Origin of the sequence: Halomonas campaniensis (genome assembly GCF_014193375.1) — a bacterium.
Taxonomy (GTDB): domain Bacteria; phylum Pseudomonadota; class Gammaproteobacteria; order Pseudomonadales; family Halomonadaceae; genus Halomonas; species Halomonas campaniensis.
This window is the reverse complement of sequence record NZ_JACHZF010000001.1, coordinates 11,121-25,980: the sequence shown is the minus strand read 5'-3', so window position 1 is coordinate 25,980 and position 14,860 is coordinate 11,121. Positions and strand designations below refer to the sequence as shown.

9 protein-coding genes are annotated in these 14,860 nt (G+C 71.2%); 2 read left to right on the top strand and 7 right to left on the bottom strand.

Features of this window, described 5'->3' with window-relative positions:
- Positions 1-115 precede the first annotated feature (115 nt).
- The 4 genes from guaD to xdhA all read right to left on the bottom strand — a co-directional run bounded on the left by guaD (position 116) and on the right by xdhA (position 6,436).
- Entirely contained in the window at positions 116-1,441 is a 1,326-nt protein-coding gene (guaD, locus tag BDK63_RS00115; RefSeq protein ID WP_183329282.1) for a guanine deaminase, read from the bottom strand.
- Between the two features lie 90 nt (positions 1,442-1,531).
- Entirely contained in the window at positions 1,532-2,416 is an 885-nt protein-coding gene (xdhC, locus tag BDK63_RS00110) for a xanthine dehydrogenase accessory protein XdhC (RefSeq protein ID WP_183329281.1), read from the bottom strand.
- A complete protein-coding gene (xdhB, locus tag BDK63_RS00105; RefSeq protein WP_183329280.1) occupies positions 2,413-4,965 on the bottom strand; it encodes a xanthine dehydrogenase molybdopterin binding subunit in 2,553 nt (850 codons plus the stop codon). The genes xdhC and xdhB overlap by 4 nt, the downstream gene beginning before the upstream one ends.
- Complete coding sequence (gene xdhA / locus BDK63_RS00100) at positions 4,949-6,436, bottom strand: xanthine dehydrogenase small subunit (protein ID WP_183329279.1); 1,488 nt, start codon at positions 6,434-6,436, stop codon at positions 4,949-4,951. Before xdhA ends, xdhB begins: the two co-directional genes overlap by 17 nt.
- Positions 6,437-6,634: 198 nt before the next feature.
- Here xdhA and BDK63_RS00095 point away from each other — a divergent pair, with 198 nt between their 5' ends.
- The gene (locus tag BDK63_RS00095; RefSeq protein ID WP_183329278.1) at positions 6,635-7,315 is read left to right on the top strand and encodes a TetR/AcrR family transcriptional regulator; all 681 of its coding nucleotides are present in this window, start codon (positions 6,635-6,637) and stop codon (positions 7,313-7,315) included.
- On the opposite strand, the gene arsJ is transcribed toward BDK63_RS00095, so the two are convergent.
- Entirely contained in the window at positions 7,287-8,504 is a 1,218-nt protein-coding gene (gene arsJ / locus BDK63_RS00090; protein ID WP_221202418.1) for an organoarsenical effux MFS transporter ArsJ, read from the bottom strand. The genes BDK63_RS00095 and arsJ overlap by 29 nt on opposite strands.
- Entirely contained in the window at positions 8,501-9,517 is a 1,017-nt protein-coding gene (locus BDK63_RS00085; RefSeq protein ID WP_183329277.1) for an ArsJ-associated glyceraldehyde-3-phosphate dehydrogenase, read from the bottom strand. Before BDK63_RS00085 ends, arsJ begins: the two co-directional genes overlap by 4 nt.
- An 86-nt stretch (positions 9,518-9,603) precedes the next feature.
- Between BDK63_RS00085 and hrpB the strand changes: the two genes are divergently transcribed.
- Complete coding sequence (hrpB, locus tag BDK63_RS00080; RefSeq protein ID WP_183329276.1) at positions 9,604-12,054, top strand: ATP-dependent helicase HrpB; 2,451 nt, start codon at positions 9,604-9,606, stop codon at positions 12,052-12,054.
- 2 nt (positions 12,055-12,056) lie between these two features.
- Here hrpB and BDK63_RS00075 read toward each other — a convergent pair whose 3' ends face one another.
- Positions 12,057-14,825: a cation-translocating P-type ATPase gene (locus tag BDK63_RS00075; protein ID WP_183329275.1), complete on the bottom strand. Its 2,769-nt coding sequence runs from the start codon at positions 14,823-14,825 to the stop codon at positions 12,057-12,059.
- Positions 14,826-14,860: the final 35 nt, after the last annotated feature.

Below are 14,860 nucleotides of genomic sequence, written 5' to 3'. Positions count from 1 at the left end.
CGTTGTTGTTGTGGGTTTCTGACCAATCGGTCAATATCAGGCCGTACCGAGCCTACGCTGACTGACCGATCGGACAAACCTGCTGTCTGGCCGGTCAGTCAACGCTCCATGGAGCTCAGGTGGGAGTGCGGCGGTGCTGCAGGCGCCCCGCGGCCCAGGTCTCGGCCACGCTGCGGTCGTCGCCCAGCATCATCAGTGCGAAGAGCGTCTCGGCTAGCGTTCGACTTCGCGCCGTGCGCCGGGCCAGCAGCGGGGTGGCCGCCGGGTCGAGGACCACGAAATCGGCGTCCATGCCGGGTGCCAGGCGGCCGATGCGCTCATCCAGCGAGAGCGCCCGGGCGTTGCCCAGGGTCAGCCCGAAGAAGCCCTGCCAGGCGGTGAGCGGCTGGCCGCGCAGCTGGCCCACCTGGTAGGCGGCCTTCAGCGTGGCCAGTCCCGAGAGGTCGGTGCCGCCGCCCACGTCGCTGGCGTAGGTGACGTTGAGTGCCATCTCCCGGGCCGCCTGGCGGTCGAAGAGCCCGCTGCCCAGGAAGAGGTTGGAGCTCGGGCAGAAGGCCAGGTTGGCGCCGCGCTCGGCGAGGCGAGCGCGCATCTCCCGGTCCAGGTGGATGCCGTGGGCGAAGGTGCTGCGCGGTCCGACCAGGCCCGACTGCTCGTACACCGCGAGGTAGTCGCGGCTGCCCGGGAAGAGCTCCGCCACCCAGTCGAGCTCGCCGGTGTTCTCCGCCAGGTGGGTCTGCAGCCACAGGCTCGCGTCGCTTCTCAGGAGGGCGCCGGTGGCGTCGAGCTGGGCGCGGGTGGAGGTGGGGGCGAAGCGCGGCGTCAGGCTGTAGCCGAGCCGCCCCTTGCCGTGCCAGTCGGCGATCAGCCGCTCGCTGTCGCGGATGCCGCCCACGACATCGTCGGTGAGCCCCTCGGGGGCGTGGCGGTCCATGAGCACCTTGCCGGCCAGCATGCAGAGCCCGCGGCGCTGACTGGCCGCGAAGAAGGCGTCCACCGACACCGGGTGGCTCGAGCAGAACACCTGGGCGGTGGTGGTGCCGACCCGCAGCATCTCGTCGAGGAAGGCCTCGGAGAGGGCGTCTGCGTGCTCGCGGCTGGTGAACCTGAGCTCCTCGGGGAAGGTGTAGTCGTTGAGCCAGTCGAGCAGCTGGCGCCCGTAGGAGGCCATGATCTCGAGCTGCACGTAGTGGACGTGGCTGTCGATAAAGCCGGGGGTGATCAGCTTGCCGCGATGGTCGATCACCTCCAGGCCAGGCGGCAGCTCGGCGGCGGCCAGGGTGGCGTAGTCGCCGATCGCCCTGATGCGACCGTTCTCGATCCACAGGGCGCCGTCCGGGTAGTGGACAACGCTGCCCGGGGTAGGGGTGTCGTCGTCGCCGGGGTCGGCATCGAAGCTCAGCAGTTCGGCGCGCAGCAGGCGCGAATCGGTCGTCGTCATTGTCGTCAAGCTCATCATTTGGTGTCACCGGGGCTGATCCGGCGACAGGCCTCCTTTCCCCTCTTCGGCATGCCCCCGGCGCCCCTAGGTTCAGGGGGTAGACCTGTTGAAGATGGCCCTCAGCTCGGCGGGCTCCAGGCCGCGCTGGTCGGGGCGTTCGGCGCTGGCCGTCAGCGGCAAGAGCTCGGCCAGGGTGGCCAGGGCGATGGCGTAGGGGGTCTTGTCCCCCCCGGTGCCACCCGCCGCCATGCCGATGGGGCAGCGCACCCTCGCGAGCGCCGCCTCCCCGTGGCCGGCATCGCGCAGCCGCGAGCGGAAGCTGGCCCACTTGCTCTTCGAGCCGATCAGGCCCAGGGAGGCGACGTCGCCACGGGCGAGCAGGGCATCCATCAGGGCGCGGTCCTCGGCGTGGTCGTGGGTCAGCACCAGGGCATGGGCGCCGGCGGGCAGGGCGGCCACGGCGGCGGTCGGGTCGGGGGCGTGGCGGCACTCCAGCCGAGGCTGCTCTGCCGCCCAGTCGGGGAAGACCCCCGGGCGGCTGTCGTGCCAGTGCACTCGCCAGGGCAGCGGCGCGGCCAGACGCACGAGCTCGGTGCCCACGTGGCCCGCGCCGAAGATCGCCAGGGTCGTGGCGCTGCCGGGGAAGACCTCGATCAGCACGTTGACGAAGCCGCCGCAGCACTGGCCGCTGCGCCCGCCCAGGGAGAAGGCTTCGAGGCTCATTCCGCCCTCGGCACTGCCATCCTTCCCGGCGAGCCTCGCCCGGGCGGCCTCGATCACCTGGTACTCGAAGGTGCCGCCGCCCAGGGTGTCGAAGACGCCATCGGCGGTGATCACCATCCGCGCCCCGGGCTCCCGGGGCGTGGAGCCGGCGCCGGTCACCTGGGTGGCCAGGGCGTGGGGCAGGCCGTCCCGCTGCAGGCGGTCCAGGGCGGCGTGCCAGCTCTCGGGGCGATGGTCGACGGCGCGGGTCACGGCAATGGCTCCTCGAAGGCCGGCGGCCAGTCGCTGTGGCGCGAGCGCAGCGCCTCGGCGGCCAGCAGCACCCGCTCGGGCGTGGCCGGGGTGTCAAGCCGCGGCGCCTCGCGGTAGTCGGCGAGGCTCGCCAGGGCGTCGCGCAGCGCCGACCACACCGAGATGCCCAGCATGAAGGGGGGCTCGCCGACGGCCTTGGAGCGGTAGATGCTGGCCATGGAGTTGGGGTGGCCCTCCATCAGTTCGACGTTGAACACCGGCGGCAGGTCGCCGTAGGTGGGGATCTTGTAGGTGGCGGGGCCGTCGGAGATCAGCCGGCCGGCCTCGTTCCACTTCAGCTCCTCGCTGGTCAGCCAGCCCATGCCCTGGATGAAGCCGCCCTCCACCTGGCCGATGTCGATGGCCGGGTTCAGGGAGTCGCCCACGTCATGCAGGATGTCGACCCGGTCCACCTGGTACTCGCCGCTCAGGGTGTCGACGCTCACCTCGGCCACCGCGGCCCCGAAGGCGTAGTAGTAGAAGGGGCGCCCCTGGCCGGAGCCGCGGTCGTAGTGGATCAGCGGGGTGGCGTAGAAGCCCTTCTCGGAGAGCGAGACGCGCCCGAGATAGGCCGCCTGGACCAGCTCGCCCCAGGGGATGCGCCGCTCGCTCTCGCCTTCGCCTGCCACCAGGTGGCCGTCTTCCAGGCGCATGCCTTCGCGGTCGAGGGCATGCCCTTGATAAAAGTGCTCGGCGGCGAAGTCGAAGAGCCGCGCCTTGAGGGTCAGGCAGGCGTCGCGGGCGGCCATGCCGTTGAGGTCCGCGCCGCTCGAGGCGGCGGTGGGCGAGGTGTTGGGTACCTTGTCGGTGCGGGTGGCGGTGATGCGCACCGCCTCCATGTCCAGCGAAAGTTCCCGGGCCACCACCTGGCAGATCTTGGTGTGCAGCCCCTGGCCCATCTCGGTGCCGCCGTGGTTGATCTGCACGCTGCCGTCGGTATAGACGTGGAGCAGGGCGCCGGCCTGGTTGAGGTGCTTGGCGGTGAAGGAGATGCCGAACTTCACCGGGGTCAGCGCAAGGCCGCGCTTGATCACGGGGCTCCTGGCGTTGAAGGCGGTGATCGCCTCGCGCCGCGCCCAGTAGTCGCTGCTCGCCTCCAGCCGCTCGACCAGCTCGTGCAGCAGGCCGAGCTGCTCCACGGTCTGGCCATAGTGAGTGACGTCGCGTCCCTGGCGATAGAGGTTGCGCTTGCGCACGGTGAGAGGATCCTCGCCCACCCGGCGGGCGATGTCGTCCATGGCCGCCTCGATCACCATCATCCCCTGGGGCCCGCCGAAGCCGCGGAAGGCGGTATTGGAGGCGGTATGGGTGCGCGCACGGTGGCCGGTGACCCGGGCCGCCCCCAGCGAGTAGGCGTTGTCGGCGTGGAACATGGCACGGTCGACGATGGCATCCGACAGGTCCGGCGAGTAGCCGCAGTCGCCGATCACCGTGATCTCGCCGCCCTGGATCACGCCGTGCTCGTCCACGGCCAGCCGGTAGCGGTTGTGGAAGGGGTGGCGCTTGCCGGTGACCCGCATGTCCTCGGCCCGGGGCAGGCGCAGCCGGGCGGCGCGGCCGGTGCGCCGGGCCACGAGGGCGGCGATGCAGGCCCAGGGCGAGGCCTGGGTCTCCTTGCCGCCGAAGCCGCCGCCCATGCGCCGCACCTCCACGGTCACGGCGTGGAAGGGGATGCCCAGCACCTCGGCCACCAGCTTCTGGGTCTCGCTGGGGTGCTGGTTGGAGGTATGCACCACCACGCCCTCGTCCTCGGTGGGGGTGACCAGGCAGGCCTGGCCCTCCAGGTAGAAGTGCTCCTGGCCGCCGACGAACTGCTCGCCCTCCACGACCCGGCTGGCGCCTGCCAGCGTGGCCTCCCAGTCGCCGCCCTGCTGGATGTGGGTGGGGCGCACGAACTCGCCGCGATCGGCAGCGGCCACCGGGTCGAGGCTCGCCGGCTGCTCGTCAATCTCGACGACGCCGGCCTCCATTGCGGCCTTCACCGCGTCCCGGGCGGCAGCATGGCTCTCGGCGGCCACGGCGAAGAGCACCTGCCCGGCATAGCTGATCTCGTCCTCGACGAAGATCGGGTCGCCGGGGAACACCGGGCCGATATCGGTATGGCCGGGCACGTCATCAAAGCCCACGGCATCCACCACGCCGGGCAGCGCGCGGACCCTGTCGAGGTCGAGGCGGGTCAGGCGACCGTGGGCCACCGGCGAGAGGGCCAGCGCCAGGTGCAGGCAGTCCGCCGGTGCCTTGAGGTCGTCGATATAGGCGGCGCGGCCGGTGACGTGCTTGACCGCGCTCTCGTGGGCCCGGGCGCTGCCGGCATGGCCATGGCTGGCAGCCTGAGCGATCTCCCGGGCCAGGGGACCATCGCCCTTGATGCGGTCATGCTGCGCCTGGCGGGCCCGGGCGGCATCGGCGGAGAGGTCCGTCGCGGTGTCGGGCTCCCTGGCCGGCGCGGCACCGGGCGCCTGAGCCGGCGCGGCACCGGGCGCCTTGGAAAGCTTAGTGAGCGTACGCATGGAGCATCACCTCCGGGGAGCTTGCGGTGTCGGTCTGTCCCTGGTCTTCCATCATGAGCACCAGGCGCAGCCGCTCCAGCAGGTTGGCGGCGGAAAGCTCGCGGTAGTGGGCGCTGCCGCGCACGTCGCTCATGGGCGAGAAGTCCTGCTGCAGGGCCAGTCTGGCGGCCTGGAAGGCGGCCAGATCCGGTGCCTTGCCCTCCAGGGCCGCCTCGGCGGCGGCGGCACGTGCCGGCGTGGCCGCCATGCCGCCGAAGGCCAGGCGCACGTCGCGCAGCACGCCCTCCTCCAGCCGCCAGGAGAAGGCGCCCAGCACCGCCGAGATGTCGTCCTCACGCCGCTTGGACAGTTTCCAGACCCTGAGGTGTCGTGCCGGTTCGGGGCGCGGCAGGAAGACGGCGCGAATCACCTCGCCCTCGCGCAGGGCAGTCTTCTTGTAGTCCAGGAAGTAGTCGTCGAGGGGCAGCTCCCGTTCAGCCTCTCCAGCACCTTCTTCGGGCCCGGCCAGCCACAGTCGCGAGCCCAGCGCCAGCAGCACCGGCGGGGTGTCGCCGATGGGCGAGGCGTTGGCGATGTTGCCGCCCAGGGTGCCGCGGTTGCGCACCTGGGCGGAGCCCAGGCGGTGCAGCAGGTGGGCGAAGGCCGGGTAGTGCTCTTCGAGCAGCGGTTCGATGCGCGCGTAGGTGACCGCGCCACCGATCCACCAGCCCTCGCGGCCATCGTCCAGGGTGGTCGCCTCGATGGCATTGAGCTCGGCGACCCGGGTGACGTCCACCAGGCGTTCGAAACGCTGCAGGCGCTGGGTCACCTCCAGCCAGAGGTCGGTGCCGCCGGCGACGATGGGCGCCTCGGGGTGGCGGCGGCGGGCATCGATCAGCTCGGACAGGGTGGCGGGCTGCAAGAAGGCGGCGTCGGCCGCGTGTTCCTGCTGCGGTGCGGCGGCGTCGATGGCCAGGTCCAGCCACTCGGGACGCGCGTAAGGGTGCTCCCCCATGGAGAGTGCCGCGTCGCGGATCGGGCGATAGCCGGTGCAGCGGCACAGATTGCCGCCCAGCGCCGCCTCGAGCCGCTCGGGCGTCAGGGGGGCGGGCGAGCGCCGCTGCGCCTCGTGCAGGGTGAAGAGCGACATCACGATGCCCGGGGTGCAGAAGCCGCACTGGCTGGCATGGCAGTCGACCATGGCGGCCTGGGCGGGGTGCAGTCGGTCGCCTCGGGCGAGCCCCTCCACGGTGACCAGTTGGCGGCCCTGGAGCTGGTGGGCAGGGGTGATGCAGGCGTTGGCACTGTGGTAGCGCACCCGGCCGTCGGGGCCGGCCTCGCCGATGGCCACGGTGCAGGCGCCGCAGTCACCCGAGGCGCACCCCTCCTTGGTGCCGGTCTGGCCGAGCGCCTCGCGAAGCAGGTCGAGCACGCTGGTATCGGGCGACGCCTCGCAGTGGCGGGGCTGCCCGTTGAGATGGAAGTCGATCATCGCCTTTGTCTCTGTTGTTGGCTACCGAAGGTGTTGGCTTCCGGATGACATCGGTCAGGGGGATGTCCGGTTCTTGACCGTTTGGTCAGGATAATTTCAGCATGGGTCAGAATCTGTCGCTTTGCAAGCCCGTTTGCAGCCCGCACCGCGCTGGGGCACTATCCTGACGTCGGTCCATGATGGGGCACAGGGGGAAGGATGAGGCAGCCGCAAGCGGTGTCGGCGAGAGGCACGCGAGAGAAGGGCGAGGCGAACGGCGTCACGCGCCAGCGCAACGAGCGGGAGATCCTGGCGGCGGCGGAGCGGGTCTTCGCCCGCCACGGCTATCGCGGGGCCAGCCTGCAGGCGATCGCCGAGGAAGCCGGGCTGCCGAAGTCCAACGTGCTCTACTACATGGGCAGCAAGGGTGACCTCTACGTGCGCCTGCTGGAGCGCATGATGATGCGCTGGAACGCCCTACTGGACGATATCTCGGTGGACGATGATCCGGCCGAGGTGCTCGAGGCCTTCATCCACAGCAAGATGCAGCTGTCGCGGCGCCATCCCGAGGGCTCCCGACTGTTCGCCGCCGAGATCCTCGGCGGGGCCCCCTTCCTGCAGGAATACCTGAGCGGCGAGCTGCGCCGCTGGGTCCAGGCCCGGGCGCGGATCTTCGAGCAGTGGGCCGAGCGTGGCCTGATGGACCCCGTCGACCCCGTCTGGCTGATCTTCCTGATCTGGTCCGCCACCCAGCACTATGCCGACTTCGAGGCCCAGGTGCTGGGCATCACCGGCAAGGGCGAGCTCGGTGACGCCGACGTGGAGCAGATCACCGCCTTCCTCACCCGGGTGATCCTCAAGGGGTGCGGGCTCACGCCTCCTTCGGCAGCGCCAGGCTGATCAGCACGGTGGCGGCGAGCAGGGCGCTGGAGACCCAGAGGGTGGCGACGAGCCCGCCGGCGAGGTAGAGCCAGCCGGAGAGCAGGGTGCCGATCAGCCGCCCCATGGCGTTGGCCATGTAGTAGAAGCCCACGTCCAGCGAGACCCCGTCCGAGCGCGCCATGCGTACGATCAAAAAGCTGTGCAGGCTGGAGTTCACCGCGAACACCGCGCCGAACAGCAGAAGCCCCCCGAGCAGCACCACCTGCGGCTGCACCTCCAGGAGCTGTCCTTCAAGACCCAGGGCGATCAGCGCCGGCAGGGCGGTAAGCGCCCCGGCCCAGGCGATGGCCGCCCCGCGCCCCGCCGTGCCCCCGGTGATCCGCGGCGCGACCGCCTGCACCGCGCCGTAACCGATCACCCACAGCGCCAGGAAGCCCCCCACCCGCCAGCTGTCCCAGCCGAACTGGGTGGCCAGGAAGACCGGCAGGGCCACCACGAACCAGACGTCCCGGGCGCCGAACAGGCACATCCGCGCCGCCGAGAGGATATTGATGGCTCGGCTCTTGGAGAGCATCTCGCGAAACTTCGGCTTGGCCTTGGCCCGGCCGAGGTCGCCGTCCAGGCGCGCAAGCGACAGCGCCAGCACCCCGGCGAGCATCACCGCCATGGCGAGTATCGCTCCCTGGAAGCCGATCAGGGTCAGCAGCAGGCCCCCCAGGAAGAAGCCCACCCCCTTCAGCGCGTTCTTGGAGCCGGTGAGCAGCGCCACCCAGCGGTAGAGTGACTGATGGCCGGCGTCGCCGGCCGGCACCAGGGTCTTGATGGCGCTCTTGGCGCTCATCTTGTTGAGGTCCTTGGCGATGCCCGAGAGCGCCTGGGCGGCCATCACCCAGGGCACCGAGAGCCAGGCCACCGGCACCAGCAGCATGGAAAGCGCCACCACCTGCAGGCCGAGGCCCAGGTTCATGGTGCGGTTGAGCCCCAGTCGCGCCCCCAGCCAGCCCCCCACCAGGTTGGTCACCACCCCGAAGAACTCGTAGAAGAGGAACAGCAGCGCCACCTCGAGGGCCGAGTAGCCGAGCCCGTAGAAGTAGAGCACCACCAGCATGCGCAGGGCGCCATCGGTAAGGGTGAAGGCCCAGTAGTTGCCGGTGACCAGCAGGTACTGGCGGATCTCCCGGGGCAGGGCGGCGACGCGGGCGATCATGCGTCGGCCATCCCCACCTTGGCGGCCAGCTCCGCGGTGCGGCAGGCATAGCCGTATTCGTTGTCGTACCAAGCGTAGAGCTTCACCTGGGTGCCGGCCACCACCATGGTGGAGAGCGCGTCGACGATGGAGCTGCGCGGGTCGGTGCGATAGTCGATGGAGACCAGCGGGCGCTCCTCGTAGCCGAGGATGCCGGCAAGCGGGCCCTCTGCGGCGGCCTTGAGCAGGGCGTTGACCTCCTCCTCGGTGGTCTCGCGGGCGACCTCGAAGACCATGTCGGTGAGCGAGGCGTTGGCCAGGGGCACCCGCACGGCGTGGCCGTTCAGCTTGCCGGTCAGCTCCGGGAAGATGGCGGTGATCGCCTTGGCCGAGCCGGTGGTTGTCGGGATCAGGCTCATTCCGCAGGCCCGGGCGCGCCGGAGATCCTTGTGGGGGGCATCCAGAATCACCTGCGTGTTGGTGATGTCGTGGATGGTGGTCATGGAGCCGTGGCGGATGCCGAGCGCCTCGTGGATCACCTTGACCACCGGCGCCAGGCAGTTGGTGGTGCAGCTGGCCGCGGTGATGATGCGGTGCCGGGCCGGGTCGAAAAGGTGGTCGTTGACGCCCACCACCAGGTTGAGCGCGCCCTCGTCCTTCACCGGGGCGCTCACCACCACCCGCTTGACCCCCTGGTCCAGATAGGCCTGGAGCTTGTCGGTGGTCTTCATCGTGCCGGAGGCCTCGATCACCACGTCACAGCCGGACCAGTCGGTGGCCTCGACCTCGTGGTTCGCCGTGAAGGCGATGCGCCGGCCGGCCACCGTCAGGGCGCTGTCGACCGCCGTGATATCATCGCCGCCGCCGGTCCACTGGCCGTGCACCGAGTCGAACTGCAGCAGGTGGGCGAAGGTGGCGACGTCGCCGCCCGGGTCGTTGATCCGCACGAACTCGAGGTCCGGGTTCGTCCAGCCGGCGCGAAGCGCCAGGCGGCCGATGCGGCCGAAGCCGTTGATGCCGATCCTGACCGTCATGGGAAACTCCTGTGGGGTGTCGCGGGTGCATGGAAGGAAGCGTCAATATATCTGGCAAATCGTATATGAAACAGGATGACAGTTCGATGACGGCGACGCTGCCCATCGAGGCGCGGCTCGATGCCATCCAGGCCGCCCTGGCGGCACACCCCCGGGCGCTGCTGGTGGCCGAGCCCGGCGCCGGCAAGACCACCCGGGTGCCCTTGGCGCTGCTCGGGGTGCCCTGGGCCGCCGAGGGCAGGCTGCTGCTGCTGGAGCCTCGGCGGGTGGCGGCGCGGCTCGCCGCCGGTTTCATGGCGGATACCCTGGGTGAGCGCGTGGGGGAAAGCGTCGGCTACCGAATGCGCGGCGAGAGCCGGGTGGGGCCCGCCACGCGCCTCGAGGTGGTCACCCAGGGGGTGCTCACCCGCATGCTCCAGGAGGACCCGCTGCTGGAGGGGGTGGCCGGCATCCTCTTCGACGAGTTCCATGAGCGCAGCCTGGAGGCGGACCTCGGCCTGGCGCTGGCCCTGGACGCCCAGTCGGTGCGCGACGATCTGCGCCTGCTGGTGATGTCGGCCACCCTGGACGTCGAGGCCCTGCTCGGCGTGCTGGGCGAGGGCACCCCGGTGATCGACTGCCCCGGGCGCACCTTTCCCGTGGCGACCCGCTACCGTGCCCTCAACGCCCGGGAGGACACCGCGCCCCAGCAGGCCCGGGCGCTGCTCGACGCCATGGCACAGCACGAAGGCGACGCCCTGATGATCCTCCCGGGGGTGGCGGAGATCCGCCGCCTGGCCCGGGAGCTTGCCAGCCGGGCGCCGGAGCTTGCCGTGATGGAACTGCACGGCCGCCTGCCCCTCGAGGCCCAGCGCCGGGCCCTGCGTCCCGATCCTTCCGGGCAGCGTCGCGTGGTGCTGGCCACCGCCATCGCCGAGTCCAGCGTCACCGTGGATGGGGTGTGCCTGGTGGTGGACGCGGGCCAGGAGCGGGTGCCCGTCTTCCAGCCCCGCAGCGGCCTGACTCGCCTCGCGACCCGCCGCGTCAACCGCGCCAGCGCCGACCAGCGCCGCGGCCGCGCCGGCCGCCAGGGCCCCGGCCTCTGCCTCAGGCTATGGGCCGAGGAGCAGCCGCTTATCCCCCACGGCGAGCCGGAGATTTGCCAGGCGGACCTCGCGCCGCTCGCCTTCGAGTTGGCCCGCTGGGGCGTGACCGACCCCGAAAGCCTCGCCTGGGTGACCCCGCCCCCCGCGACGGCGCTAGCCGCCGGGCGGCAGCTGCTCAAGCGCCTGGGGCTGCTGGATGGGGAGAACCACCTGACCGAGCTGGGCCGCCGAGCGGGGCGCTGGCCCACCCATCCGCGCCTGGCGGCGATGCTGGAGCGCGCCCGGGAGCTCGACGCGCTGCCGCTGGCCTGCGCCCTGGTGGCACTCCTCGAGGGGCGCGGCCTGGACGAGGAGCGCGACCTGGAGCGGGCGCTGCAGGCCCGGCTGCGCGAGCCCCGTGCCCATCGCCAGTGGCAGCATGACGCCAAGCGCCTGGCGCGCATCGCGGGGGTATCACTGGAGGTGGCGAGCCTTTCGCCCCTGGGGGAGCTACTGGCGCTGGCCTACCCGGAGCGCATCGCCCAGCGCCTCGACGCCCCGGGCCGCTTTCGCCTGGCCGGCGGGGGCCTTGCGACCCTGCCCGAGCACCACCCCCTGGCCCACGCCGGGCTGCTGGTGGCGGTGGAGCTGGACGGCGAGGCGAGCGGGGCGCGCATCTTTCGTGCCGTGGCGCTGGGCCGCGGCCGCCTCGAGGCGATCTATCCCGAGTGCGGCGAGTGGCGGGCGAGCCTCGAGTGGTCCGACGCCGAGGGCCGCCTGGTCGGCGAGCAGGTGCGTGGCCTGGGGGCGGTGGTGCTGGAGCGAAGGCCCCTGGCCCGGCCGCCGGCCGAGGCGGTGAGGGCGGCGCTGCTCGAGGCGCTGCGCCGCCGGGGGCTGCCCCGGGACGAGGCCCTGACCCAGCTGCAGGGCAGGGTGGCACTGCTGCGTCGTACGTTCGGTTCCGATGGAGAGGCGCTGCCGTGGCCCGACTGGTCCGATGAGGCCCTGCTGGCGACCCTCGAAGCGTGGCTCGCCCCGCACCTGGAGGGCATCACCCGGCTTGACGCGGTGGAGCGCCTGCCCCTGGCGCGCCTGCTGCTCGATACCCTCGACTGGCCGCTGCGCTCGCGGCTCGACGAGCTCGCGCCGGAGCGCCTCGCGGTGCCCAGCGGCGCCAGCCATCGGGTGGACTATGCGCCCTGCCGGGAGGACAGGCCGCCGGTGCTGGCGGTGAAGCTGCAGGAGTGCTTCGGCTGGCAGGCCTCGCCGCGGGTGGCCGACGGCCGCGCGGCGGTGCTGCTGCACCTGCTCTCGCCGGCGCGCCGGCCGCTGCAGGTCACCGCGGACCTGGCGAGCTTCTGGGCCAATGGCTACCCGGAGGTACGCAAGGAGATGCGCGGCCGCTACCCGAAACATCCCTGGCCGGAGGACCCCACGACTGCCGAGGCCACCGCTCGGACCAAGCGCAAATAGCATCAGGAGGACTCGGCCTCCCTGGGATCATGCCCGCCGTGGCTGGCGGTGGGCTGGCTGCTGACGCCCCGGGCGCGCAGCACGCGCTTCTCGAGCTCCACGATCAGGTAGATCGCCAGGCTGCCGGCCAGGATCACCCCCCAGTGGCCGAGGCCGAGCCCCTCGCTGCCGAAGATCACCTGTATGAAGGGCAGGTAGGTCCAGCCCAGCTGCAGCGCCACGATGGTCGCGATGGAGCCCCATACCGGGCGGCTGCCGAAGAGGCCATCGACGGAGAGGGTACTGCGCAGCAGGAAGCGGCTGTTGATCAGGTAGGCGGCGCTGCCCATCACCAGCATGTTGACCGCGCCGGTGCGGGCCAGCATTTCGCTGCCCCCGTGCTGGAGGATCCAGCCGAACATGCCGAACACCCCCACCAGCAGCAGCACCGAGACGAACACCACCCGCCACAGCAGGAAGAGATCCAGCAGCGAGGCGTCCGGGTCCCGGGGCTGGCGGCTCATGATGTCCGGCTCGGCGGCCTCGAAGGCCAGCGCCAGGCCCAGGGTGACCGCCACCACCATGTTGACCCACAGCGCCTGCAGCGGGGTCACCGGCAGGGTGGAGCCGGCCAGCACCGCCAGCATGATCGCCAGGCCCTGGCCGCCGTTGGTGGGCAGCAGGAAGGTGATGGTCTTGCGGATGTTGTCGTAGACCTTGCGGCCCTCGCGGATGGCGCCGACGATGGTGGCGAAGTTGTCGTCGGCCAGCACCATCTCGGCGGCCTCCTTGGCGGCCTCGGTGCCCTGGATGCCCATGGCCACGCCCACGTCGGCCCGCTTCAGCGCCGGGCCGTCATTGACCCCGTCGCCGGTCATGGCGCAGATGCCGCCCCGGGCCTGCATTGCCTGGACCAGCCGCAGCTTGTGCTCCGGCGCGGCGCGGGCGAAGACGTCCACCTCGAGGATGATCTCCTCGAGCTCGGCATCGGACATCCCCTCGATCTCGCGGCCGCTGATGGCCCGCTCGGTGTGGGCGAAGCCGAGCTCCCTGGCGATGGCCAGGGCGGTGACGGCGTGATCGCCGGTGATCATCACCGGGCGGATGCCGGCGGCCAGGCAGTCCTTGACCGCCTCGATGGCCTCGTCGCGGGGCGGGTCGAGCAGTCCCACCAGCCCCAGCAGCACCAGCTCCTCCTCGGCGTGCTCGTCGGCCAGCTCGTGGACGTCCCGGATCGACCGTTCGGCCAGCGCCAGCACCCGCAGGCCCCGGGAGGAGAGGTCGTGGATGCGTTCCTCCCAGCGCTCGACGTCCAGTTCGCTGTCCTCGCCGTTGTCACGCACCCGGTGGCACATCTCCAGCAGGCGATCCGGGGCGCCCTTGACCAGCAGCAGCGGCTCGCCGTCCACCTCGTGGAGGGTCGCCATGTACTTGCGCTCGGACTCGAAGGGGATGGCGTCATGGCGATCGTGGTCGCCGCGCAGCTTCTCGGTGGAGAGCCCGGCCTTGGCCGCGGCCACCACCAGGGCGCCCTCGGTGGGGTCGCCGTGGATTCGCCAGCGACCCTCCTCCTCGGCCAGTTCGGCGTCGTTGCACAGCACCCCCACCTTGAGGAAGTGGCGCAGGGCGTGGTCGTCGTCCAAGTCCAGGGCTTCCGGCTCGGCCTCGCCGTCGCTGGCGCGGTGGAAGCTGCCCTCGGGCGCGAAGCCGATCCCCTCGATGCGAATCTCTCCCCCGGGCAGCCAGATGGCCTGGGCGGTCATCTCGTTGCGGGTCAGGGTGCCGGTCTTGTCCGAGAAGATGGTGGAGATGGAGCCCAGGGTTTCCACCGCGGGCAGGCGTCGGATGATGGCGTTGCGCCGCGCCATGGCCTGCACGCCCAGCGCCAGGCCGATGGTGACGATGGCCGGCAGGCCCTCGGGGATGGCGGCGACCGCCAGGCCCACCGCGGCCATGAACATGTCGCCCAGCGGCTGGCCGTGCACCAGGGCGCCGAAGGCCCCGGTAAGCACCGCGGCGCCCAGGATGAAGAACGCCAGCACCTGGCCGGCGCGGTCGATCTGGCGCAGCAACGGGGTCTTGAGCTGCTCCACGCCGCGCAGCATCTCGGAGATGCGGCCGATCTGGGTGCTGGCCCCGGTTTCCACCACCAGGCCCCGGGCGTTGCCCTGGACCACGATGGTGCTGGCGAAGGCCATGCTGCTGCGATCGCCCAGGTCGGCGTCCTCGGCCACCGCATCGCTGGCCTTGTCCACCGGCGTGGACTCCCCGGTCAGCGAGGCCTCCTCGGTGCGAAAGCGCCGGGCCTCCAGCAGCCGCAGGTCCGCCGGCACCCGGTCACCGCTCTCCACCAGCACGATGTCACCCGGCACCAGCTCTTCGGCGGGGATCGTCTCGCGCCTGCCGTCGCGCAGCACCTGGGCCTGGGGCGAGAGCATCTGGCGGATGCTCTCCAGGGCCTGTTCCGCCTTGCCCTCCTGGAAGAAGCCGATCAGGGCGATGATCAACACCACGCCGAAGATCGCGCCCGCGTCCAGGGTGTGACCCAGCCCCAGGCTGGCGATGGCGGCGACGTTCAGCACCAGCATCAGGATGTTGTTGAACTGCGCCAGCAGGCGTTTCCACCAGGGACGCGCCTCGGCCTGCTGCAGCTGGTTGGGGCCGTGCTCGGCCAGCCGGCGCCGGGCCTCCTCGCCCTTCAGCCCGTCCCGGGTGCTCTCCAGCCGGTCGAGGGATTCCTCTTCGCTCAGGGCATGCCAGGCGGTGGGCTCGCTGTGTCTCGGCGCTGTCATCCTTACTCCTCCGCACATGTCAGGGGCTGCTGGAT